The 23,805-nt window shown below is 37.9% G+C and carries 23 protein-coding genes; 12 read left to right on the top strand and 11 right to left on the bottom strand.

Going from position 1 to position 23,805, the window contains the following annotated elements:
- The first annotated feature begins 161 nt into the window (after positions 1–161).
- The 6 genes from EHR01_RS19460 (at position 162) to EHR01_RS15635 (ending at position 5,394) form a co-directional block, all read left to right on the top strand.
- Positions 162–356: a DUF1554 domain-containing protein gene (locus EHR01_RS19460; RefSeq protein ID WP_135697401.1), complete on the top strand. Its 195-nt coding sequence runs from the start codon at positions 162–164 to the stop codon at positions 354–356.
- Positions 357–685: 329 nt separating this feature from the next.
- Complete coding sequence (locus EHR01_RS15655; RefSeq protein WP_244310149.1) at positions 686–1,405, top strand: DUF1554 domain-containing protein; 720 nt, start codon at positions 686–688, stop codon at positions 1,403–1,405.
- Positions 1,406–1,659: 254 nt separating this feature from the next.
- Positions 1,660–2,370, top strand: a complete 711-nt coding sequence (locus EHR01_RS15650) for a DUF1554 domain-containing protein (RefSeq protein ID WP_135696021.1) — start codon at positions 1,660–1,662, stop codon at positions 2,368–2,370.
- A 91-nt stretch (positions 2,371–2,461) separates the two neighbouring features.
- Complete coding sequence (locus tag EHR01_RS15645) at positions 2,462–4,171, top strand: hypothetical protein (protein WP_135696020.1); 1,710 nt, start codon at positions 2,462–2,464, stop codon at positions 4,169–4,171.
- A gap of 58 nt (positions 4,172–4,229) precedes the next feature.
- Positions 4,230–4,679 carry an Rrf2 family transcriptional regulator gene (locus EHR01_RS15640; RefSeq protein WP_135696019.1) on the top strand — a complete coding sequence of 150 codons (450 nt, stop codon included), beginning with the start codon at positions 4,230–4,232 and terminating at the stop codon, positions 4,677–4,679.
- Positions 4,680–4,746: 67 nt separating this feature from the next.
- Positions 4,747–5,394 (top strand): NAD(P)-dependent oxidoreductase, encoded by a 648-nt coding sequence (locus EHR01_RS15635; RefSeq protein WP_135696018.1) that lies wholly within the window; start codon positions 4,747–4,749, stop codon positions 5,392–5,394.
- 125 nt (positions 5,395–5,519) lie between these two features.
- Here EHR01_RS15635 and EHR01_RS15630 read toward each other — a convergent pair whose 3' ends face one another.
- The 8 genes from EHR01_RS15630 to purF form a co-directional block, all read right to left on the bottom strand.
- On the bottom strand, positions 5,520–6,647 hold the full coding sequence (locus EHR01_RS15630; RefSeq protein WP_135696017.1) for a DUF1574 family protein: 1,128 nt from the start codon (positions 6,645–6,647) through the stop codon (positions 5,520–5,522).
- A 10-nt stretch (positions 6,648–6,657) separates the two neighbouring features.
- A complete protein-coding gene (locus EHR01_RS15625) occupies positions 6,658–8,040 on the bottom strand; it encodes an MBOAT family O-acyltransferase (RefSeq protein WP_135696016.1) in 1,383 nt (460 codons plus the stop codon).
- A gap of 62 nt (positions 8,041–8,102) precedes the next feature.
- The gene (locus EHR01_RS15620; protein ID WP_244310148.1) at positions 8,103–8,627 is read right to left on the bottom strand and encodes an SGNH/GDSL hydrolase family protein; all 525 of its coding nucleotides are present in this window, start codon (positions 8,625–8,627) and stop codon (positions 8,103–8,105) included.
- Between the two features lie 111 nt (positions 8,628–8,738).
- On the bottom strand, positions 8,739–10,145 hold the full coding sequence (locus EHR01_RS15615; protein ID WP_135696013.1) for an SBBP repeat-containing protein: 1,407 nt from the start codon (positions 10,143–10,145) through the stop codon (positions 8,739–8,741).
- 27 nt (positions 10,146–10,172) lie between these two features.
- A complete protein-coding gene (locus EHR01_RS15610) occupies positions 10,173–11,594 on the bottom strand; it encodes an SBBP repeat-containing protein (protein ID WP_244310147.1) in 1,422 nt (473 codons plus the stop codon).
- Between the two features lie 16 nt (positions 11,595–11,610).
- Positions 11,611–12,366: a 7-cyano-7-deazaguanine synthase QueC gene (queC, locus tag EHR01_RS15605; protein WP_135696012.1), complete on the bottom strand. Its 756-nt coding sequence runs from the start codon at positions 12,364–12,366 to the stop codon at positions 11,611–11,613.
- A complete protein-coding gene (gene queD, locus EHR01_RS15600) occupies positions 12,367–12,741 on the bottom strand; it encodes a 6-carboxytetrahydropterin synthase QueD (protein WP_135696011.1) in 375 nt (124 codons plus the stop codon).
- Positions 12,741–14,168 (bottom strand): amidophosphoribosyltransferase, encoded by a 1,428-nt coding sequence (gene purF / locus EHR01_RS15595; protein ID WP_135696009.1) that lies wholly within the window; start codon positions 14,166–14,168, stop codon positions 12,741–12,743. The genes queD and purF overlap by 1 nt, the downstream gene beginning before the upstream one ends.
- 41 nt (positions 14,169–14,209) lie before the next feature.
- Between purF and EHR01_RS15590 the strand changes: the two genes are divergently transcribed.
- From EHR01_RS15590 to EHR01_RS15565, 6 genes are all read left to right on the top strand, one after another.
- Positions 14,210–15,430, top strand: coding sequence for a ribonuclease D (locus EHR01_RS15590; RefSeq protein WP_135696008.1), 1,221 nt, complete (start codon positions 14,210–14,212; stop codon positions 15,428–15,430).
- On the top strand, positions 15,427–16,050 hold the full coding sequence (locus EHR01_RS15585) for an NUDIX hydrolase (protein ID WP_425269993.1): 624 nt from the start codon (positions 15,427–15,429) through the stop codon (positions 16,048–16,050). Before EHR01_RS15590 ends, EHR01_RS15585 begins: the two co-directional genes overlap by 4 nt.
- Positions 16,051–16,082: 32 nt before the next feature.
- Complete coding sequence (locus EHR01_RS15580; protein ID WP_135696006.1) at positions 16,083–17,174, top strand: vWA domain-containing protein; 1,092 nt, start codon at positions 16,083–16,085, stop codon at positions 17,172–17,174.
- Positions 17,175–17,179: 5 nt separating this feature from the next.
- The gene (locus tag EHR01_RS15575; RefSeq protein WP_208721795.1) at positions 17,180–17,710 is read left to right on the top strand and encodes a tetratricopeptide repeat protein; all 531 of its coding nucleotides are present in this window, start codon (positions 17,180–17,182) and stop codon (positions 17,708–17,710) included.
- Between the two features lie 78 nt (positions 17,711–17,788).
- Entirely contained in the window at positions 17,789–19,000 is a 1,212-nt protein-coding gene (locus tag EHR01_RS15570) for a Crp/Fnr family transcriptional regulator (protein WP_020776694.1), read from the top strand.
- 48 nt (positions 19,001–19,048) lie between these two features.
- On the top strand, positions 19,049–19,354 hold the full coding sequence (locus tag EHR01_RS15565; protein WP_004785107.1) for an STAS domain-containing protein: 306 nt from the start codon (positions 19,049–19,051) through the stop codon (positions 19,352–19,354).
- A gap of 148 nt (positions 19,355–19,502) precedes the next feature.
- On the opposite strand, the gene gmd is transcribed toward EHR01_RS15565, so the two are convergent.
- From gmd to EHR01_RS15550, 3 genes are all read right to left on the bottom strand, one after another.
- Positions 19,503–20,519, bottom strand: a complete 1,017-nt coding sequence (gene gmd, locus EHR01_RS15560) for a GDP-mannose 4,6-dehydratase (protein WP_135696004.1) — start codon at positions 20,517–20,519, stop codon at positions 19,503–19,505.
- 148 nt (positions 20,520–20,667) lie between these two features.
- Positions 20,668–21,957 carry a DUF1501 domain-containing protein gene (locus EHR01_RS15555; protein ID WP_135696003.1) on the bottom strand — a complete coding sequence of 430 codons (1,290 nt, stop codon included), beginning with the start codon at positions 21,955–21,957 and terminating at the stop codon, positions 20,668–20,670.
- Positions 21,958–21,966: 9 nt separating this feature from the next.
- Complete coding sequence (locus EHR01_RS15550; protein ID WP_135696001.1) at positions 21,967–23,805, bottom strand: DUF1553 domain-containing protein; 1,839 nt, start codon at positions 23,803–23,805, stop codon at positions 21,967–21,969.

Below are 23,805 nucleotides of genomic sequence, written 5' to 3'. Positions count from 1 at the left end.
TGGAAACAAAATTTTCAGGAATTTTACCCAAACTGGGGCCTGATCCTAGCTTTCGGACCTAATTTCCAGAGAAATGAATCCAATTCTTAAATCGAAAATAGGATCAAAACCGCAGTTTCAGTAGCACAACACCGTATTTTGTCACAACTGGAAACTGTAAAATATTTATCGCAACTCCAACTGCTCCTATCAATGCAGGTAATTCCGGCTTTGATACGCACTGTAACAATTCGACAAATATACCATCAAGTACGACTGTCTACAAAGCATTAGTATCGGATGGAACCAAAAGAAGGGTATGTTCTAACGCGAATTGCTCTGGGGAAACTTCAGAACATATCCATTGGAGCCACTGATTGTATATTGGTTCCAATGGTAATATGACAAATTGATTTTTTTATCTTACCAATATTTAAATAATCATTCATACAAATCTTGATGGCTTTTATACTTTTAAAAATGTTTCCTATAACATTGATTTGTTGAATTTGTCATCAATTTGTATCAGTATTCTCTAATTCAAAAATTCATTCAAAAACAATCGTTCATATTGTACTTTTTTATTCATTTGCCAAAAAAGAAAAATAATCTTAGCATTTCCCTAAAATAAATTGACTCGCTTTCCAAAAAAGTCGACTCTAACCGAGCAACTTTGGGTATTACCCTTATATTGGAGAATTTTTTTTTGCAAAAACTGAAATACTTATCAAATTCCTTTTTTACAGTTAATTTAATCATTATTAGCCTAACCTGTTTAACACTCATCTCTTGTGAAGAAAATAAGACCGACAATACGGCTGCAGTCAGTGCTCTTGCACTCGTGTCAAATAACAGCAGTTCTACTTCTTCTACTACAAGTGCAACAAATACTTCTGTTGGCCCTTGCTCCACAACTGGTCCATGCAAAATATTTGTCACAGCCAATACTTTTCCTGCCTTGAATACGAATTTAGGAATCAGTGGATTAGATAATTATTGTAATAACGCCTCTGATAAACCTTCTGGTGGTGGGACTTACAAAGCTCTTGTCACAGATGGAGCCAATCGAATTGCTTGTACAACTGCAAATTGCTCTGGGGGACCTTCCGAACATACTGGATGGGTGTTAAAGGCAAATAAAGAATATAGGCGATCCAATGGAACCACGGTGATTGGCACAACCAATGCCAATGGCATCTTTACCTTTCCTTTGACAAATTCAATTAGCAATGCAATTCCTTTTACAAATATGACAGCAACAGGACTGAATGCAAATTGGACTAGTAATGGTAATCATTGTTCACAATGGACGGGGACTGGTAGTTTCGCAATGGCAACATATGACAGTACATCATCTGATGCAATCTATGCTGCTGGAACCGCTGGATGTACGAATACTGCGGCTATCATCTGTGTAGAACAATAACAATCGGGAACAATGGTTTTGTGAAGAGTCAATCGCAAAACCATTGTTTTGTTTTTAAAATCCGATTAAGAACCTTTTTACCAAACCATTTGGTAAAAATTTAAAATGAAACAACAACTAAAGTTACATTGAAGTTACAAACTGTACGTTTTTTGTCATTCATCGAATCACTTTCTGATTTCACCAAAATAAATTGACTCTATTCCCAAGAACGTTGATCTTGGCTGAGTTACTATTTGGGTATTACCTTTTTTATGGAGTTTTTTCTGCAACCTTTTAGAATCTTTCAAAAACATTCACTTACAATCAATTTAATCGTAGTTAGTTTCATATGTTTCACTCTTAGTTCTTGTGAACCAGAAAATAATAACAATATAGAAGCAGTCAGTGCTCTTGCACTAATGGCTAACAATCGTTCCACTGGATCAACCTCCGACAATTCTTGCGCAAGCACAGCATATTGCAAAATATTTGTCTCTACAGCTTCTTATCCCGCCTTAAATACAAATTTAGGAATCAGTGGATTAGATAGTTATTGCAATAAAGCCACAGACAAACCTTCTGGCGGTGGCACTTACAAAGCACTTGTCACAGATGAAACCACCCGAATTGCTTGTACAACTGCAAATTGCTCTGGCGGACCTTCCGAACATGCAGACTGGGTTTTAAAGGCAAATAAACAATATAGACAATCCGATGGAACTACCGTTATAGGAACTACGAATGCCAATGGACTCTTTACCTTTCCTTTGACAAATCCTCCACGAACTAATTGGACTGGCACAATGAATACGGCAACAGGGTTGCGTCCAAATTGGACAAGTAGTCCTAATCACTGTACGGGTTGGAGGGCAGGCGGTACCTTTATGGCGGCACAACATAATCAAACGGATTATCTTGCGATCAGTAATTCTGGAACCATGTCTTGCACGGACGATGCAAGAATCATCTGTGTCGAACAATAGAAACCATTTGATTTCCGAATCACCAACAATTGGTTAGCTTTTTGTTTTGACAAAGCCTAGGGAACCACTAACCTCTTCGGTGGTTCCCGAAATGAAATTCTATTTTATTTTTCTCTTCTTTCTTTTCCATTGCCAGGTCAGTTGGTATCATACTCGAGTTTCTTCAAACCAATCTGGTGATATCCCAATTGCGGAAGGGGGAAACGTCTTAGGAGAGACGGGAACAACCTGTTTTTTTTCTATTTTAAAATTCCAAGAATCTGGTTCTTCCAATGAACTCACTCAATCAAATCTTCCACTCATCGACACCCAGTTCATTGAAAATATACGAACCAATTTAAAACTCAAAAATACAAACACTAGACATATCAAACAAATTCACGGAATTCCTAAGTCTTGGCCTTATACTAAAGAGCTAGAATCCTTTCGCACAAACAAGTCATTTGAAAGGTTCCACCAAATTGAGAAAATGACAATTGACCCAAAAGATAAAAAAACATTATTTAAATATGCTGAAATCATCGATGCAGATACTTTTTTATACACAGGAGATAATCCTAATCTTTTTGATGATATAGAGAATTGTGACACTTACTATAACTTCTACTATGTAAGAAGAGAAAAAGATAACTATAACCTTATTTTATTTTTAATCTCTATTGGAATTATTCCTACCGTGAATTATGAAAATCATTATTTCATTGTATTCAAAAGAAAGTCCATGGAAACAGTACCAACTCTAACAACGTATAAATTTGGATATAGAAGAGTTCTCACATGGCTTCTTTTACCAACATTCAATTTTTTTAACGAAGTTGAAAATTATAACAAAGATTACAGATTCATAGATCATTCAAAAGATCAATTTTTGGCAGCTTTAGAAAACAAAAATAGCCAACCATTGCCAATCAAACGATTAAATCCAGTGTATGGTGATGTCCTTGGCGGAACATACACATCCGATTCAAATCTTTTTACAACACAAATTCCCGTGGATACACGATTTGCTGTTATTCGCGATGGCAAACGGAACGTTAGCTTTTTTGATCCCATTCATGGGCTTTTTAAAATTCAAGCCATCAATGTGAACCAAAAAATACAATCTGATATTATCACTGAAGGGATTGAAAAAACTTTAAAAACTTTTATTACGACAAACCTCATTGATAAAATTAAGAAGAACTATCCAAAATCTGGAATCATTCATGAAACCTATTCGCCTGATTATCGGGACGGAACATATACTTTTACATTAGAAATTGCGAAACCGGATGTTGAGAAAGATCAGTTTAAAAAAGAATACTTTGTGTTTTCTTGTTTTAAATCGCAAAGTCAAATTTTTATTTTATCTAGAAGTATACAGGACGACACGAACCTAGAAAACTTACCAAAGTTAGCCGAATCTAACATTTTAGATTTTTATTCCCAGGTAAATTTCCAATCTAGATACATAGAACCAAAACCAATTGATTTAGATGTGTCCTCTGCCAATCAAATGAAAAAGAATGATAATGGAGAAGATGACGATGACGACGATGATCTTGAAGAAGAAGGCGAGGAAGAATTAGCTGGCGGTGGGGGCGGAGGTGGTGGTGTTTACGGAGAAATTGATTTAGGCGGATTGTTTTCGATTCTAAAAGAAAGGACTTACATTCCAAGAGGGAAAATGGATATCAAACCTGGTCGTTTTAAATTCAATAATGCTCGATTCAATGCTCCAAAATTCAATACAGGATCGCGGTTTCATGTCAAACCGGGTCGTACCAAAAACTTTTCGAGTCCAAGCAAATGGAGAAAGTAGAAAATTTAAGACTTGCCAGAATATCCACCTGTAACAATTGTGATTACAAGTAGTCTTTATGTCCATCCCTAGCCGATATTCTGTTGCCATCCATATTTTAACCATTTTGGAAATGGATGGAGAAGTATCTTCAGAGGAGATTGCGGGATCTGTGGGCACTAATCCCGCAATCATTCGTTTGTTACTCGGAAAACTAAAAAAAGCAGGCATCATCAATGCGCGCAGGGGAATCAAAGGTTCTTCTTTGTCGAAACCTGCCAGGGAGATCAACCTACTTGAAATTTATAAAGCAACAGAAAAAGAAGAAAACTTGTTCCTTTTGCATGAACATCCCAATCCGAATTGCCCTATTGGAAAAAATATTCAGTTTGCACTAACTGGAATTTTAGACGAAGCGCAAAAAGCCATGGAAGATAAACTTTCAAAATACAATTTATCGGATGTTAGTTCGGAAATACGCCAAAGGACACTATCCAAAAAAACAGGATCTTATAAAAAACGAGCGTAGAGATTAAAATTTTTTTAACATAAGATGTAATAATGTAAGTTACAACAAAACAACAAAGGAGATAAAAATGAAAATTACATTAATTGGAGCAACAGGTTTTATTGGAAGTAAAACTCTAGAAGAAACTTTAAACAAAGGATATCAGGTTACGGCTGTCTTGCGAGATCCTTCTAAATTAAAAGTGGAACATCCAAACTTAAAAAAAATCCAAGGAGATATTTTTGACACGGATGGATTGGCAAAAATCATTTCCGGTTCAGATGCTGTTTTGGATTCTTATAACCCTGGTTGGACAGACCCCAATATTCGAGAAAATATGATCAATGGATCTTTATCCATTCTAGGTGCCACAAAAAAAGCAGGCGTCAAACGGATCATTGTTATGGGTGGAGCAGGATCTTTGGAAGTGCAACCTGGAGTGCAGCTGATTGACACACCAGAGTTTCCAAAAGAATATTTTGCGGGTGCTGATGGTGCAAGGCAGATACTAAACCACTTACGATCAGAAAACGAATTGGAATGGACCTTCCTTTCTCCTTCTGCTGTTATCGAACCAGAAGGAACAAAAACAGGTAAGTATCGTTTTTCAAAAGAATCCCTTCTTGTTGATGCTAATGGACATAGCCATATCTCACTGGCTGACTTAGTAAAAGCCTTTGTAGATGAACTCGAAGAAAGAAAATATGTAAAACAAAGATTTACTGTTGGTTATTAACTAAATTTGTAAAAGATACATTGTGTAAACCTAAGGCTTTCTGGTTACACAATGTACTTACAAAATTTCCCGATCATTTTTTATATTGTATCTGGAAACATTCAGTATATTTGAAATGATCTATATTATTTAGATAAATTCAATAAAACAGCATTTACTTCAGGCATACAACGTCCAGATAGGTGTGCTGCATCTTGAAAATAATCACAACGAATTTTGCCTTCTTCATTTAAATCAACAAATCTCGTAGATGTTTTATCAGCAAGTGATTGGATTTTTGATTTCCAAGATGGATAAAATGTAGATGCAGCATAAAAGTTTGTTAGATTTTTATGAACTTTTGGAATCCATAAGACCACAGGAATTTGGTTTTTTTTACATCGTTCGATTATTTTTTCCAAAAAGACTAAATTATCTTCATTAAATGAATAGTTTCCATAAAATTCATTTTTTAGAACATCAACTAACATAACCGTTTTTAAATATGTGTCTGTATCGTTTGTCGGTTTTAAGTAAAAATCATTAAAACCATCAGGTGAATATGGTAATTCTTCTCTATTTGTTTTTGTATCAAACGCATTAGCAAATGGATCAACAGACATTTGGTTCGAAGGCATAAAATTCTTTAACAATTCTGCATTTTTATCTTTGGTACCAAATAAATTTGTCGAAATAGCCTTTGTGGAAATTTTATATCGGCTCAAACCAAATAAACGAGAGAAAAAATATTCTTTTGCGAAGTCAGATGGTAAATCATTAAAATATTGGATCGCAAATTCAAGAGGCATACCCTCTAACAAAGTAATATGAAAAAAACGATTTCGTTTATTGAAAGAAAACGCAGATACTTCTAAAAAAACTGCATCTGGTTTGTATTGTTTGTCCATCAACTGATTGAAACGAGTATAATAAATTAACGGATTTGAACCTGGTGCAGCAAATCCAAAAAATTTATAATCTTCTAAACTCTTTTTCTGATTTTCATTGATAAGATCTGAATGGCGGTTATAATCCGCGGTTGCATACTGATAAAATATGAAGGATCTTGAAGTTCCAAAAGCCCAGACCTTTTTTTTGTCCTTATATTTTGTATCTTCAAGATAGGAAGCCGAAATGTTTTTAAAAGACTCAACATAAGGATTTCCAATACTTTCTTCTGTTAGGAAACTTCGAACAGAAGGGATTAAAATTATTTTATCTAAACAAAAAAAGATGAGAAATAATATCAGTATTCTAAATTTTTTAAATTTCATAGAAGTATTCCTAAAATTGAAAATAAATGAACTGTGCTGAATTGGATGCTAAAGTTAAAACCAATACACCGCACAATAGTGCCAGACCAGGTAATAATAACTTTCTATATTCAAATTTTAAACTAAAACGAGTTTGAAAGTATTCGTATGTATGTAACAGAAATCCAACTGCAATTAGCCTAAATAACTTTGGAGTTTCAGGTAATTTAGTTCCAGACTGAGAAAACAAGTTTTCATAGATTGATTGAATGTCTCGAATGTGTTCGATTCTAAAAAACACCCATGCTAAACAAACAAGATGGAAAACAACTAACCCTTTGAAAACTTGAATCACAACATTTTGTGTATCTGGTTTATTGTTGGTAATCACTCTTTCCACAATTAAATAAAGTCCATGTAAGGCGCCCCAAACTAGGAAGGTATAATTTGCACCATGCCATAGACCACCAAGAATCATCGTAATAAGTAAATTAGAATAAGTTCTAAAGTTTCCAAATCGATTTCCACCTAATGCAATGTATAAATAATCTCGCAACCATTGAGAAAGTGTGATATGCCATCTTTGCCAAAATTCTTTTAAAGAGGTTGAGAAATAAGGTGCGTTGAAGTTTACAGGAATGTCATATCCTAATAACAATGCCAAACCTCTAGCGATGTCACAATAACCAGAAAAGTCACAATAAATTTGAATGGCAAAACCATAAGTAGATACTAATGCACTAAATGTATCAAAATTTTCCGGATGACTAAAAAAGGGTTCAATGATCGGAGAAATATTATCTGCAATGATAACTTTTTTGAGAACTCCTAATAAAATTAGATATGCACCTGCATTATAGGGCAATTCAAGAAATCTTTTTTTACTATGTAACTGTTTGAAGAAATCTGTATGTCTCATAATTGGTCCCGCAATCAATTGCGGGAAAAACATGATAAAGATTGTAAAATCTTCTAAGGATACTTTGGATAAAATTTTTCCTCTATAAACATCGATTTGAAATGCCAAAATTTGAAATGTGTAAAAACTAATGGCAAGTGGAAGGATGATGTTGGGAAGTTTTGTTGTTACTTCTGCAATTTGTTGGAATCCAAAAATATCGGTTACTATGTTGATTAGGAAATAGAAGTATTTAAAAAACACTAAATTCAACATATTAAAAACTACAACGAGTGTTATTTTTGTTTTGTTAAACTGGTAGTTAGAGAAATGATAAAATAAAAAGTTTATGAAAACGATAAGCAGGAAGTGAACTAAAAAGAATACATCCCAGTATCCGTAAAATATCAAAGAACCCAGAAGAATTGTTAGTTTCTGAAATCTGGAATTTAGCTGCCAATAAACAGTGTATAAAACAACAAAAAAGAGAACGAATACTAATGAATTAAATAACACTTCGAATATCCCAATGATTGGTTAATTGTTTCCATCCCTTTCGTTAGTGTAAATACATTTTATCACTTAGGCAAGAGACCCATCCAAGGAATTTTTGTCCCAAAATGCTCCAGTGTAAATTTAGCCAATTTATTATATCCTATATCTGTTAGATGGCCTCCGTCCAAAAGATCCGATTTGTGAATCAAACTTTCTGAATCAAGTCGAGGAACAGTTAATATGTTTTCTTTCATCGCTTTGTTTAATCGTGAAACAGCTTCTGAAGGCCAAGGAAATTCTACATACCAGGTGTTCAGTACCAATATGTGCTCACATCGATTCTGCAGTATCGCGATTGTTTGTAATTGTAAATTAATTGTATTTTGTATCTGAAAGTCTTCTGGTGCATAATTTCCTAAAAAATCATTTACCCCAGAATTGTACAAACACGCTGTATAATGTAACTGATCTTTTTTTGCGACTTCTAATATATCCGAAGAGGAACGAATTGGAAATGCATTTTTGATGATAACAAATGGTTTTAATTGCTCCTCCGCCGGCCAAAATGCCATGATACTATCGCCAAACATTCCTAAGGATGGTTTCAACAAAACAAATAGAATTTCATTATTTTGATTTTGTTTGTGATCACAATTTACAATCAAAAAGGAAAGTAAAATGCAAAAGAATCTTTTAAATCGGAAATCGGAATCCATATATTATTTGTATTGGGTTAGAAATGCATCGTTTGTACCTAGTTTCGTTTGGTTGTCAATGCTTCCGTCTGTAAAACCAGAAACATATATTGTCCCAAATCTATCAGAAGATATTCCCCTTCCGTATAAAGTTGATCCACTGCTTCCTGTATTTCTAGTCCAAATCAAATTTCCATTTCCATCATATTTTGCTAAGTATGCATCTTGGACACCAATACGTGTGTTTCCATTTAGACTACCAGTTGTATAACCTGTAGTATAAACATGAAATGCATTGTCAGCATAAACTTGAATACCATTAGTATTAGATGTTCCACCGCCATTCAACAGTCGTGTCCAAATTTTCTCACCTAATATGCTAAACTTTACGAGAACTTGCACAGTATTTCCATCTTTTGTTTGGCCATCTAAATTACCGCTAGTATCTCCAGTAAGATATACGGAACCTTTTTTATCCACGGACATTCCCTTTATGGTAGTCGTGGCTCCAGACAAGCCTAAATACTGGGACCATTTCATCACACCATTCGTATCTAAAGAAAATAAAAAAGAATCTGATGTACCGCCTGGTAATGTTGTACCTAAAAATGAACCTGATCCCCCCACAATCCCTGTTACCAAAATGCGATTAGAGACCGGATCAAATTGTATTTGGTGCCCATAAGCTGTAAAACCCAATTGACCAATCAATCGTGTCCAAACTAAATCACCATTTCTGTTATATTTTAAGATGATGATATTACGAGAATTACCTGCTGTTTCACCGTTAACGACTTGAGTTTCGGTATTACCAGTGATATAAACATTTCCTTCATTATCGGAAGTAACACCTGATCCTAAAGTTTCATCTCCTGTTGGAAAGATTCTTGTCCACAAAACCATTCCAGTTGGATTAATTTTTATGAGTAAACTACCACCACCAATAGTTGGAAGTTCATTGAATGGACCATTTGAACTTCCGACTGCATACAGATCTCCAAAAACATCTATATGTATCTGCTCTGCATATGTTGAAGATACTACGGGACTGCCCATCTGTTTCAATCTTTGTATGTTTCCATCTCGATCATATTGTGTTAAAAAAACATCACTATAACCAGGACCAGGTGATATTTTTTGCTGATTCATTAACGAGCCATCAGTTGTTCCCAAAGAATAAATAAATCCATTTCTTTCTGCTACCGCTGATTGTGAATAGGTATTGGTTCCACCGGTCTGGCCCAAAAGCTTTGTCCACTGTTTGGTCCCTTCGTTGTTTTGTGGGATTTCCCAACATTCCCATTGCTCAAAAATACAACGAATTAATTGTGTTTCTTTAAAGGCATCTGTGCGAACATCAGAAGGATTATTTAATGACAATGGGTTACATTGGTATAAAAATAAAATAAATATTATTAAAATATAACGCATTGGTATCAAACACTCTGTTTGTGAATCTTATTTATACTGAATGACAAAGGCATCCTTTGTCCCTGTTTTTGTTTGCGCATCCAAATTTCCTGTGGTCCCACCAGTAAGGTAAATGGTTCCCAATCGATCCGCAGACAATGCCATACCATCTAACGTTACCAAGCTGGTTCCGGACAATCTTGTCCATTCTAGATTCCCGTTAAAATGATATTTCGATAAATACGCATCTTGAGTTCCATTCAAACTTATTCCAGAAAGATTCCCAGTTGTCCATCCAACAGTATAAACATTGCCTGAATTGTCTGCATAGACACCACGAGCATTCGTCGAAGTGCCAGAACCAGCACCTCTTAGGATTGTCCATTCCCGAAAACCAGTCACATTGAATTTAATGAGTAACTCAGCCATTGTACCAGAAAAAGTTTGTCCATCTATCGGCATTCCACTCAAATCACCCGTTAAGTAAATCGATCCTTTTTTATCAGAAGCAACACCTCGCGCAAAAACACTTGTTCCTGTTTGGCCTATGACTTTTGCCCAAGTATTCATACCATTATCGCGAAATGCAGCGATAAAACTTTCCTGCGTGTTTCCGATGGTTTGGCCTAAAATGGTGCCAGGTCCAGTGGCATGGCCAACAACAAAAACTTGATTGGAATAACTATCGTAGGTAATTTTGTATCCGTAAATTAAACTTCCCGAAGTCTCTGCTAATATCCGAGTCCATAACAAATTCCCCGTTCGATCATACTTAAATAAAATTAAATTATAAATTCCATATGCGATTTCCCCGTTAATATTTGTTAATTCGGTATGCCCAGTAACATAAATATTCCCTTGTAAATCAGAAGTGACTCCCACGCCAGCAGTCACTAATCCCGAATTACCATAAAATATTTTTGTCCAAAGTTTTTCTCCTGATGAAGAATACTTTAATAAAACTAAACCATATTCTGTTGAAGTATATTCCCCAAAAGAACCCTGGGTTAGTCCTGTCACAATAATATCACCAAAGGAATCTACATGAATCGACTGCGCATCTGAATTATAATTGCTTAAAGAGCCCAATTGTCGAACCCACAGTAGGACTCCCATGGAGTTGTATTTTGCGAGAAATAAATCCGTATTAAAACCAGATGATACTTTAGTTAATCCCGGAAGTGCTCCGTCCACTTTACCAGCAATATAGTTATTTCCTTCGAAATCTGTTGCAGAGGCAAAAGAATTTGTTGCAACAGACGAAGTGCCACCTAACAACCTAGTCCATTGTTTTGTACCTTGGTTTTGTTGTTTAATTTCGTAACATGGAACTGTGGTGATCATACAGTTCCAGATTGCTGTTTCAAAGTAAGCATCGGATTGGGAGTCGGAAGAATTGTTTAGTTGGCTTTTTCTGCATTGATAGATCGTTGTCAGAATCAAAAAAAACAAAACGAATCGAATTTTCATAGAACCCTTTCAAACTTTATCGAAGAGAGATAGCTGGATCTAAAATTCCAGCTTCCAAAAATCCTTTGGCTCTTAAAATGCAAGAATCACATTTGCCACAAGGTTTCCCACGTACGGGATCATAACAAGAATGCGTTAGGTGGAGAGGCGCGTCTACTTGGATTCCGAGTTCAATAATTTCTTTTTTACCCAGATGTAAAAGTGGAGTTTTGATTTGGATGGAATCACCATCCCCACTCACCCCTTTTTTTGTCCCAAGATTTGCCATCTTTTGAAAGGATTCAATAAACTCTGGCCGGCAATCCGGATACCCTGAATAATCAAGTGCATTCACTCCAATATAAATGGAATCATATCCATGGCCTTCTGCGAGTGACAAAGCAAAGGATAAAAATAGAATATTGCGACCAGGGACATAAGTATTCGGAATTTCTTCTTCGATCCCACTAAACAAGGATTTTGCGTTCTTTCTCACCTTGATTTTTTTTTCGGTAAGGGAACTTCCCAAAAAAAATCCGGGATCCAATTTTTGGATCACATGTTTGATTCCGAGAGTTTTTGCGATTTTTTTACTTTTGATCAGTTCAATTTTATGTTTTTGAGAATAATCGAAAGAGAGTGCAAGGAGCGGTAATTTTTTGTTTTTAGGATAACCAAATTCTTTGGCAGCATAATACAAACATGTGGTTGAGTCGAGTCCACCTGACAGAAGTACAACGGCACCTTTTTTTTCAGATTTGGATTTGAGTGAGGAATCCTTTACGGAGACCATTTATTTTTTCGGCCCTCTGTAAACACAGGAGCTAGTGCAAGTTTCGTAGAGAGTAATTTTATCGAGCAGCGGCAATTTTGGTTTTAATTGGTTCCAGAGCCATACCGCAATATTTTCACTCGTTGGGTTTTCAAGGCCAGGAACATTGTTTAATACATAATGGTCCAAATGTTCGTCTAAAATTGGTTTTACGATAGATTTTAGTTCCCCAAAGTCCATAATCCAACCTGTATGTGGATCAATTTCACCCTTTAGATATACAGCAAAACGAAAGCTATGGCCATGCATTCTTTTGCACTTATGGCCTTCGGGAACATTTGGTAAAAAATGTGCGGCTTCAAAACCAAAGGTTTTGGAAAGTTCAAGCTCTTCCATCACTCTTCCGTCGCGTATTCCGTAAAGAGTGACTTTTGGTTTCCGGCATGGTCTTGGAATTCCACTGGGTAATTGGAAGTGAAACAAGCATCACAAAACCCACCACCCTTATGACCTTCCACTGCTTTGTGCATTGTATCTAATGTTAAATAAGCAAGAGAATCCACACGAAGATACTTTTGAATCTCATCAATACTATGCGTGGAGGCAATCAGCTCTTTATGCGTAGGAATATCGATACCATAGTAACAAGGAGAAACTGTTGGTGGTGCAGACACTCGGAAATGAATTTCTTTAGCACCGGCATTACGAATCATCTTGATGATTTTGCGGCTTGTGGTTCCTCGCATCACCGAGTCATCGATAATGACAACACGTTTTCCGTTCACCACTTCTTTCACCACATTGTATTTGATTTTGGCTCCAAAGTCCCGAATCTTTTGGTCTGGTTCAATGAAGGTTCGACCAATATAATGAGAACGTACTAGTCCACTTTGGTAAGGAATCCCAGACTCTTCACTGTAACCAAGTGCCGCAATGTTTGCAGAATCTGGAACAGGAATGATGACATCAGCTTCCACTGGCATAACACGTGCTAGCTGGCGGCCGAGAGATTTTCTTACTTTGTAAACTGACTCTTCAAAAATATAAGAATCAGGTCTTGCAAAGTAGATATATTCAAAAATACAAAGGCTTGGTTTTGCTTTTGGGAATGGATAAAGAGAACGCATTCCTGTATGATCGATGACAACCATCTCTCCCGGTTCTACATCTCTTACATATTCCGTTTCTGTGATATCAAAAGCGCAGGTTTCCGAAGCAAATACAATGGCTCCATCGGAACGTTTCCCCATCACGAGTGGTCGGAAACCATTTGGATCCCGAACAGCAATTAGGTATCTTGGAGTTAAAACTAACAGAGAGTAGGCACCACGAACTTGGCCTAAGGATTCACAGAGAGCTTCGAGAAGGTCTGTTTTATGACTTTTGGCCATCAAGTGGACGATGACTTCAGAATCGATGGTGGTTTGGAAGATCGATCCGTCTCTTTCGAGGCGATTTCGAATGTCCCAAGAGTTGACTAGGTTACCATTGTGGGCCAGAGCCACAGGACCTAAGTGGGATTCCACGCGGATGGGCTGAGCATTCCTTAGAAAACTGGCTCCCGTTGTGGAATACCGGTTGTGGCCAATGGCCGAATCCCCTATGAGCTCTTTGATCTTCGGTTGGGTGAAGATATTTGCCACGAGGCCCATATTGGCATACCGGTATAAGTGAGATCCATCAGTTGTGACGATCCCACTGGACTCCTGGCCACGGTGTTGCATCGAGTACAAACCTAGGTAGGTAAAATTAGCAGCTTCCTTGCTATTGTAGATGCCGAAAATGGCACATTCTTCTTTTGGTTTGTCAGATTGGAGAATCATTGTTAGAATGACAATTGCAGTATTTCCAAAATCCCAATTAGATGCAAATCAATTCCAACTATATTCTCGTTGATACAGCAAAAGCTTTGGATTTAGCTCTGATCAATCTCAGACAGTCCAAAATCATGTCGATCGACACCGAGTCCTCCGGTTATTACACGTACTACCCCAAAGTTTGCCTCATCCAGATCAATTCTAATGGCAAAAATTACCTGATTGACCCACTAAAAATCACAAATTTGTCAGCTTTGGGTCCTTTGTTCAAGGATGAGAACATTCTCAAAATCTTCCATTCGGCACAAGACGATATCAAAGCCTTAAAACGAGACTTTGGGTTTGAGTTTGTGAACACGGCAGATACAATGATCAGTTCTCGATTGTTGTCATTAGAACAAAGTTCTTTATCTCATGTAGTAGAACATTACCATAAAGTAACACTTTCCAAAGTGGAACAAAAGTCTAACTGGGAAATCCGTCCTCTTCAAAAACAACAGCTCAAATACGCAGCACTCGATACTGCTTATTTAGAATCCATTTGGTTAAAAATGGAAGAGGAACTCAAACGTAGGTCTCTCTACGAAGAAGCCAAATCAGAATTTGAATTCATAGCCTCTGAGGAATACGTAACCAAAGAAGGAGAAGGATTCTCCCTTGGAAAATTTCCTGACATTCTTAATTTCACTCCGCTCGAAAGAAGAAAGGTTTTAGAACTCCTTCGTTACCGTGACGAAAAAGCAAAACGGATCAACAAAGCAAGTTTTCGTGTGTTTAATAACGATAGATTGTCACAAGCAGTCAAAGGACAACCTAACGAAGAAAAATGCATTGAATGGTTTGGAAAAAAAGATGGATCAGAAATCTACAAACTACTCATCGCAGAATACAGTGATCCTATCGACACCTCAGAACTATCCAAACGTCATGGCGAAGACCTAAACGAAGATGAAAATCATAAATTTCAAAACGCAAAAAAATGGCGACTTCGTATTATGCGCGCTAGACGGATGGAACATTCCCTTCTTCCTTCTAACAAACAACTCATCGTTATTTTACGTGCAGCACCAAAAAACTTAGAGGAACTAAAAGCCCTTCACGTATTTTCTGACTGGAAAGTACAGAACTACGGACCAAGTTTACTTGCTGCCATCCAAGGACTTCCTTTTGATTCGATGATCAATCGTTTGGTGGCCATTCGTTCCAAAGAAGCATTCGTTGCCAAACGCAGGAAAAAACAAAACCAAAACTCGAAAGACGAGGGTTGATGTTACCCTACCAGTCCTTTGTAGAAAAACTTTCAAGGGACTTCGACGAGATTCCTGACACAACGGAAGTGAAGTCAGGAGTGATTTTTCCTTTATTTGGATCCAAAGAAATTGCAGAAGGAATCATCCTTACGGAACGTTCCAAAAATCTAAAATCTCATCCCGGCCAAATTTCTTTTCCTGGTGGGGTCAAAGAAAAAGAAGATCCGAATCTCCTCATCACTGCCCTTCGGGAATGGGAAGAGGAAATGGGTGTCCACCGTTCTACCTTAAATGTTCTGGGAAAACTAGAAGGTCTCAATACAAAAACTGGTTTTCATATCACCCCATTTTTAGCCACTTACGAAGGAGATTTTTCCTTTCAGCATAACACAGATGAGGTGGACCGGATCATCCTCCTTCCTTTTTCTGACCTTTGGACCAAACCATTTTATGCGATCCAAATCCCTGGCAGAGATCATTTTGCTTATTATTTTGATTTAGGGGATGGCCTGCTTTGGGGTGCCACTTGCGAAATGATTTTGCGATTCCTAAGAGAGTTTTCCTCTTTTAACAGAACCCCCCTTCTCGTGAAACCAAACCTAGTCAAACCGCCTTATTTGGACCCTAAATCCCTCTAAGGTCTCTTTGGATTTTCGCCGATGGTGTACAGGTGCGAGAAAAAAATAAAATCCAAAAAACAGCATTGAACCGATCTTCTGTCTTTGTTGGTTTTATTTTATTTTTTCTTTCCCACCTTCCCCTTTCCACACAAACACAACCTAACAAAAGATATGTGTTTATTCTTGATGCCAGTGGTTCCATGTCAGAAAAATGGGATGGCAAAACAAGAATGGCTGTTGCCAAAGAAAAATTATTACAAGTTCTTGGGGGATTGCCAAAGGATGTGAGTGTGGGGCTTGTTGCTTACGGAAACCGAATCGCAGGTTGTTCTTCTGCCAGGTTGTATCATCCCATCCAACGCGGTGCCGCTTCTATCGTGAGCCAAAAAATTTCTTCTATTGTCCCAGCAGGATCCACGCCCATCGCCCAAACCTTAAACGTGGTTGGTGAATTCCTTTTGAATGATGTACAAGAAACAGAAATTATTTTTATTTCGGATGGAGTGGAAAGTTGCGACGGAGATCCCAAAGCCGTTTTGTACCAATGGAAACAATCTGGAAAAAAATTTCGGATGCAAATTCTAGGAATTGATATTGATCCCAAAGGAGAAGAAGACCTCAAACGACTTTCGATCCTAGGAGATGGGCATTATTATTCTTTGAAGGGACCTGAAGATTATGATTCTTCTTTCAAACGAATCTTTTTTTCCCAAGAACAGGAACCAAACCCTGTTTCGGAAACAACCAACACAAACCAACCCACTTCATACCCAAACCAAATCAAAATCCTGAACATTCTTCCTTATGAAGATGGCTCCGAATCAGGTTATATTCTCAATTACGAATACACAGCCAAAGCCAACTCTTCCTATATGGTTCAGTTGTATCTTTTTCCATATGAGGAAAAACAAAGAAGTTTCCCCATTCCTCCACTCCGTGAGCGAAGGATGGGCGACCTGACCAAACTCCAAATTGAGCTTAAGTCGGGTCCAGAAGGAAAAGGACGATTTGTTTTCCCACTGCCCAAAGGAAAACGAATGAAAGCTTCCGCCGAACTTTGGGATTTGACGGGAGTTCCGAAAATTCTTGCTCTTTCGGAAGAAAAACCCATTCACGAGAATCCAAGTTCTAGCCGAAACTGAAGGTAATGAGACAGAATTCTACAGTCTGGATGAGTTGCCTCCGAGCCATTTTTACCTTAGGAATCCTAATTTCTATGGGGGTTTTTCCTCTCTTGGCAGACCGTTCCGTCAGCCAAATTTTTGCAGACGAACGAAACAAACAAGGGGAACTTCTCTACAAAAAGGCCAAAGAATTTTTAGAAGATCGGAACCACTACCAATCAGTGGAAACCTGCAAAAGCTTTCTATTACTCTATCCAGGGCATTCCAAAACACGTGAAGTGCGAAAAACCTTAAGTTCCAACTACCGAATGACAGGTGATGTTTTGGCTCTTGCTGAAAACGAACTGAAAATTTATAAAGAATTTCCCAATACAGAAGAAGGACTCGAATCCTACTTAATTTCAGGCAAAGCCTATGTCCGTATGGGCCGGGAAGACAAAGCCTATCAGATTTTTCAGGACATTATCAAAAATACGTATTCCAGCAAAATTGCACAAGAAGCGGAATTAGAACTGACTCAGATGGAAATTTTAGGAGAGAGTAAAAATAAGTAATTTTTACGAAAATATTGCCCTAGGGATCTCCGATAATAAACTAGGCAAGTTGAGCAAAAAGGGTTCAGAGATTTAAGAATGTCGTTTTTTCAAATGGTTACTTTCCCAGCGAACTCCTACATCATTGTAGAGGGGAAAAAGGATGCGAACAATTTCTATATCATCCGTGAGGGGAAGGTACGTGTCACTCGTGAGACTGCTGTTGTGGGAGAAGATCCAAACCAAGTTTTAGGACCTGGTGACTTCTTCGGTGTGGTTGCTGCTATGAGCCAACACCCTCAAATTGAATCTGCCACATCCCTTACCAATGTATCTTTAATCTCTGTTAGTTACGACCAATTTGGAACCCTAATCCAAAAGTCTACAGCTGTTGCGATGAATATCATTCGTTTCTTCTCTATGAAGTTACGCCAATTTGATACCACCATTACTCGATTATCCTTTCGAAATGCAGTCGAAGAAGATCCAAACGAACTTTTTAAAATCGGTGAATACTACTTTCAACAGCAAAACACATCACATGCAACTTTTGCTTACCAAAGTTATTTAAAACACCTTCCGAATGGTCAGTTTGTGCCACAGGCAAAACTACGTTTGCAAACAAGCAACCAACCATTCCAAGCACCTCCTATCGATTACAATAAATTCAATCGAAACTATAAAGATAGTGAGATGATCTTTTGTGAACACGAACCGGGTAAGGAATTATTCATTTTACAAAGTGGAAAGGTTAAAATTTCCAAAATTGTAAACCAAAACGAAGTGATGCTCGCCGTTCTCCAAGCGGGAGACATTTTTGGAGAGATGGCCATCCTTGACAACAAACCACGTTCTGCATCCGCAGTGGCTGCAGGAGATGTGGAACTTCTTGCCATCAACAAAGCCAACTTTGAAGGGATGGTAAAAGCCCAACCGCAATTGGCAACTAGGCTTATCACACTTCTATCGGAACGAATTTGGATTGCTTATAAACAACTTGCGAACCTACTTCTCAAAGACCCACAAGGTCGCATCGTAGATACACTAATGACTTTGGCCGAAAAAAATCGAATCAAAGTGGCTCCCAAACAAGCTTACAATTTTGAAATTGGGACCAAAGACCTTCTGAAAATGGTGGGTTTAACGGATCCAAAGGATGAACTCCTGATCTCCGATATCATGAAGAATAATAAATTTATTCGTATGGACATGGGAAAAATTGTTTGTACGGACATGGCAGAGCTGGAAAAACTCGTCCAATTCTATCATAAAAAGGCTAACATGGAGAATAAGCTAAAGAAGCTGAAATAACTTCTTGCCAGCTTTCCTCTCCTGACTTATGTTAGAGGCCAACAAAATATGAGTGATAAGATACTAGTGGAAGAAAAGGGAAACACGATCCGCGTTCGTTTTATGGATCAAATTCTCGATGGAAACGCACCAGAGCTAAGAGAAATTTTAGCAGAGATTCTGGAGAAGAACGTTCAGGAAATCTTTTTGGATTTAGAAAAAGTGGTGATTGTGAGCTCTCTCGGGATCTCTCGTTTACTTTCCTTCAAAAACAAAGCCGATGAAAAGAAAATGACAGTGAAGATTGTCAATATCCAAGAAAAACTAAAAGAAACTTTGAAGAAATTGATGTTGGATCAGTTTTTTGGTCTTTAAATCAATTTAAGTTTTTAGTTTTAAAATCCCAAATCCAATGCGAATACAGGGGAGAAATCCCCGCAAAACACAAATGAAATACTAGAACGTATTTTGTATAAGGACTCCTTCCCGAATTACAAAGGGAAGGACATCCTAAAATTCCTATTTAAAAACCTTGGTTTTTTAAGTCTGCTTCCATCATGATTTGAACCAATTCTTTGAATTTAACCTTTGGTTCCCAGCCTAACTGACGTTTTGCTTTTTCAGGATTTCCGATGAGAAGTTCAACTTCCGTTGGTCTGTAGTATTTTGGATCGATTTTGACAAGAACTTGGCCGGTCTTTTTGTCTTTACCAACTTCTTTCTCAGCTTTTCCTTCCCAAACCACTTCGAATCCAGCAATTTTATATGCCTCTTCGATAAACTCACGGACGGTATGTGTTTCATTTGTAGCAACAACGTAATCATCTGGAGTGTCTTTTTGTAACATCATCCACATCATTTCTACGTAGTCTGGAGCATATCCCCAGTCACGTTTGGAATCAATATTCCCCATAGTGATGTGAGGGAGTTTTCCTGCTTTTACTTCAGAGACTCCGATGGTCACTTTTCTGGTCACAAATGCCTCACCACGGCGAGGAGATTCGTGGTTGAATAAAATTCCGTTAGATGCGTGCAAATTGTACGCTTCACGATAGTTAACAACGGCCCAATATGCATAAAGTTTTGCGACTGCATAAGGAGATCGTGGGTAAAAAGGAGTTTTTTCTGTTTGTGGAACTTCTTGGACAAGTCCGTAAAGTTCTGAAGTTGATGCTTGGTAAAAACGAGTATTAATACCTGTTTGTTTAATGGCATCTAATATCCGTAAGGTTCCAACAGCATCCACTTCTGCAGTGTATTCTGGAACTTCGAAGGAAACCTGAACATGGGACTGAGCCGCCAAGTTATAGATTTCCGAAGGTTGGATTTTTTCTAAAATACGGTTTAGGTTGGAGGAATCCGTCATATCTCCGTAGTGGAGGTGGAGGTTTGGGTTTCCGTGCAGATGTTCAATGCGATTGCGATTGAAAAGACTCGTTCTACGAACGATCCCGTGGACTTCGTATCCCTTTTGGAGGAGGAGTTCTGCCAGGTAGGAACCGTCTTGGCCTGTGATTCCGGTAATAAGTGCTTTTTTCATAGATCAGGGATCAGTATTTTAAATTTCTTTCGTAAGAAAAGGAAAAATGAACCTGAAAAGGTAAATATTCTCAAAAAGTAGCACCTATTTCCTGCGAAATCCCCCTTCCCAAATCCATTCTATGGATTACCGCCTCGAAAGCCAGACCCTAAAACAAACCTTCATAGACTTTGGCTTTCTTCGTGGTCAAAAGAAACGGACGGCCAAAGGAGTTGGTGAGTACACCATCGGGGTTGACTCCCGCCGCCTGGTAAATAGTGGCAATGAGATCTCTCAGATGGAGGGTTTCTTTGGGATTTACTGGTTTGGATCCGGTCTCATCTGTTTCTCCTAATACAAATCCTTTGGAAAAGGGACCTCCTCCGAGTAAAGTAGACCAAACTTTAGGGTGGTGGTCACGACCATCTCTAGATCCCACATCAGGAGTTCTACCAAATTCACTGGTAAGAACAAATAACGTTTGTTTGATGAGTCCAGAATTTGTTAGGTCTTCTAATAAAGAAGCAATTCCCATATCAGTTTCTTTCATAATTTTTGTGACTTGTGCTTTGTTGCCTGTATGTGTGTCCCATCCTCCAATGGAAATATGAATGAAAGGAACTTCCTGCAGCGCAAGACGTTTGGCAAGTAACATCGCCTTTCCTTGCCAAGTGGTTCCGTACCGAGTCCTTGTTTTTTCATCTTCCAAACTGATGCGAAAACTATCGATGTTTTTGGAATTTCGAAACTCTTCAGCTGCCATGAGCATATTTTTCCAATGTTTGGATTCTTTTGTCGGATAAGTTTTAGAAAACTCCTCATTCATAAAAGAAACCAAATCTTTTCTTCTAAGAATTCGATCTTCTGCAAATTTTCCATAGGATGGGTTTAGGTGTTGGATGGGTTCATCCACATTTCCAACATGATAACCAGAATAATCGATTCCGAGGAACCCAGAGTTCCCATTTTTTCCACCACGACCACCTATTGTCACATAACTTGGAAAATACGATGATTTGACTTTTGATTTTTTAGCATAAGCAATCACGGCACCAAAATGAGGAATGTCAGGAAACCCCATCGCTTCTGTCATTCGATATCCCGTACCCAGTAACATTTGTGCAAAGCCATGATCCCCTTCTTCACTCCATGTAGACCTAACGATTCCGATCGAATGTAATTGTTTGGCGGTGAGAGAAAACGGTTCTAAAACTGATAACCCTGAGATACTAGAACTTACTTTTCCAAATGCACTATTCGGTTTAGGATCTAATGTATCTACATGGCTCATCCCTCCCATCATTTCAATAAAGATGACTGACTTTACTTTAGAAGGAAGGGCAATGGATTCCTCTTCTTCTTCTGCTGCATGTAGACTTCCAAAGGGATTTGCAGAAAACAAAAAGGGACTGAGTCCCAAACTGAGGATTGATTTTTTTAAAAATTCTTTGCGATCCATGAAAATTCCTTAATTGATATGTTGGAACTCTTGGCTATTGATCAGAGCCCAGAGAAGGTCTTGGAGTAAGTCTTTGTCAAAAACGGTATCTGGTTTTAACATCAGTGTTTTTATTTTTTCTTTTTCTAAAGGACTTGGCTCACGACCTAAAAGTCGAAAGTAAAGATTAGAAATAACTGCATTCATAGATTTTGTTTGGTCAAACTCTTGTTTCACCAAAGACTCTTTATTCCCAAAATCCCAAACCAGTTTTCCCACCACACGTCCATTCATTAGTGTTAACATTTGTTCAATGGTTAGTTCAGAGATATCATCAGAAATATCCACTCGTGGACCAGATCCAAAAACAGATAAAATGGTATGGTAAGGTGCAGGTCTTTCCACCTCAGAAGCATTTGAGAATTCTTTCAAGTTGTCTTGGGGAATACGAAGAGAACCTTTACCAGTCAAATCATAAGGTTTTTTATCCATAATGCCAGAGAGCCAAGATAAATTCCTTTCTCGAATGTTACTGATTTTTTGGGAATCAGAGACGCGAATGAGAGAGTTGAGGAGTTGGTCACTATCCAATCTTTGTGGTGAAAAATACCGAATGGGATCTTGGTCGTTTTGATTCTTTGTCAACGAACGATTGTAAACATTCGAAGTGACAATGTATAAAATGAGTTCTTTTAGTTTTAAGTTGTTTGTTAAAAAATAAGAATCGAGATGGTTTAGGATCTCTTCCCCTGTGACCACAGTGTCTTCATTCCAGTCATCGAGTGGTGTGAAAAAACTCCAACCCATAAGTTCGGTCCACACCCGATTGATCAAAACTTTGCGAAACCTGTCATTGGCCTTACTGGTTAACCAATCAGCAAAGGCTTTTCTACGATCCTCACCAGGTTTTAGTTTGGCTTCCTTTCCATCCAAATACTTGGGCCGAACCAAATCTCCACCTGGGGCGTCATCCGTATGAGGAAAACGAAGGCCCAGTTTCGGTTGGTAATAAAGGGTGGCGTATTCCACTTCATGTTTCTTTTGGTAGTCTTTTCGTTGTTCGTCGGTCCATTTGTTCCAATTGTCTCGATTCCATTCATTGTTTTTGTCTTGGAGATTTTTTTGGTCTTCCATGGGAAGATGGACTTCTAATTCTCTTGGTACATAACTGAATGTTTTTCCATAACGATCGACTTCCCATGATCCATCGCGAAAGAACTGTTGGCTAAAAAAAGCAGCAAGTGCATAATAATCCCTTCTCGTGAAATCGGAAATATACGGATGGTCATGACATCTAGCACAAGCCACTCGTTTTGCATAAAATAACCTTCCAACAAACTCAGCTGTTTGTAATGGATCGGCCCCATCTCGGATGTAAAACATGGTAGCAGGAGATTCTTTTACATTGCCGGTCGATGTTAACATCTCTTGGACCAATTGGTCATAGGGTTTGTTTTTATGAAGAGAACCCGCTATGTATTCAAAAAACGAACCTGTTGGAATTTTACGACCTTTGGATTTGTCCCGCAGCATAGAAGTAAACTTAGTCCCCCAGTATTCGGCAAACTCAGGTTGTTTTAAAAAACTAACAGCGAATGATTCTAAACTTTGGTCGGCAGGTAGAGCCTCAAGTTCTTTCCATTCGGCGACACTGGGAATCACTCCTCGCAAATGAAGGGAAAGTCTTCGAAAGGTGATTTTCCTATCCGCCTTAACCACATTAGGTGATAGTTTCAAATACAAACTATCTAATGGATGAACTGCATTCTGTTTTGATCGAGACTGAAGGTATCCAAGAGAGATAATCAGAACAACAAAAGAAAAAAGGATATAGCGAAACTTAAGAACTAGATTTAGTACCAATCTCAT

The sequence above is a fragment of the Leptospira mtsangambouensis genome, assembly GCF_004770475.1.
Classification (GTDB): domain Bacteria; phylum Spirochaetota; class Leptospiria; order Leptospirales; family Leptospiraceae; genus Leptospira_A; species Leptospira_A mtsangambouensis.
The sequence above is the reverse complement of the archived record's forward strand: the minus strand, read 5'-3'. Positions and strand labels throughout refer to the sequence as shown.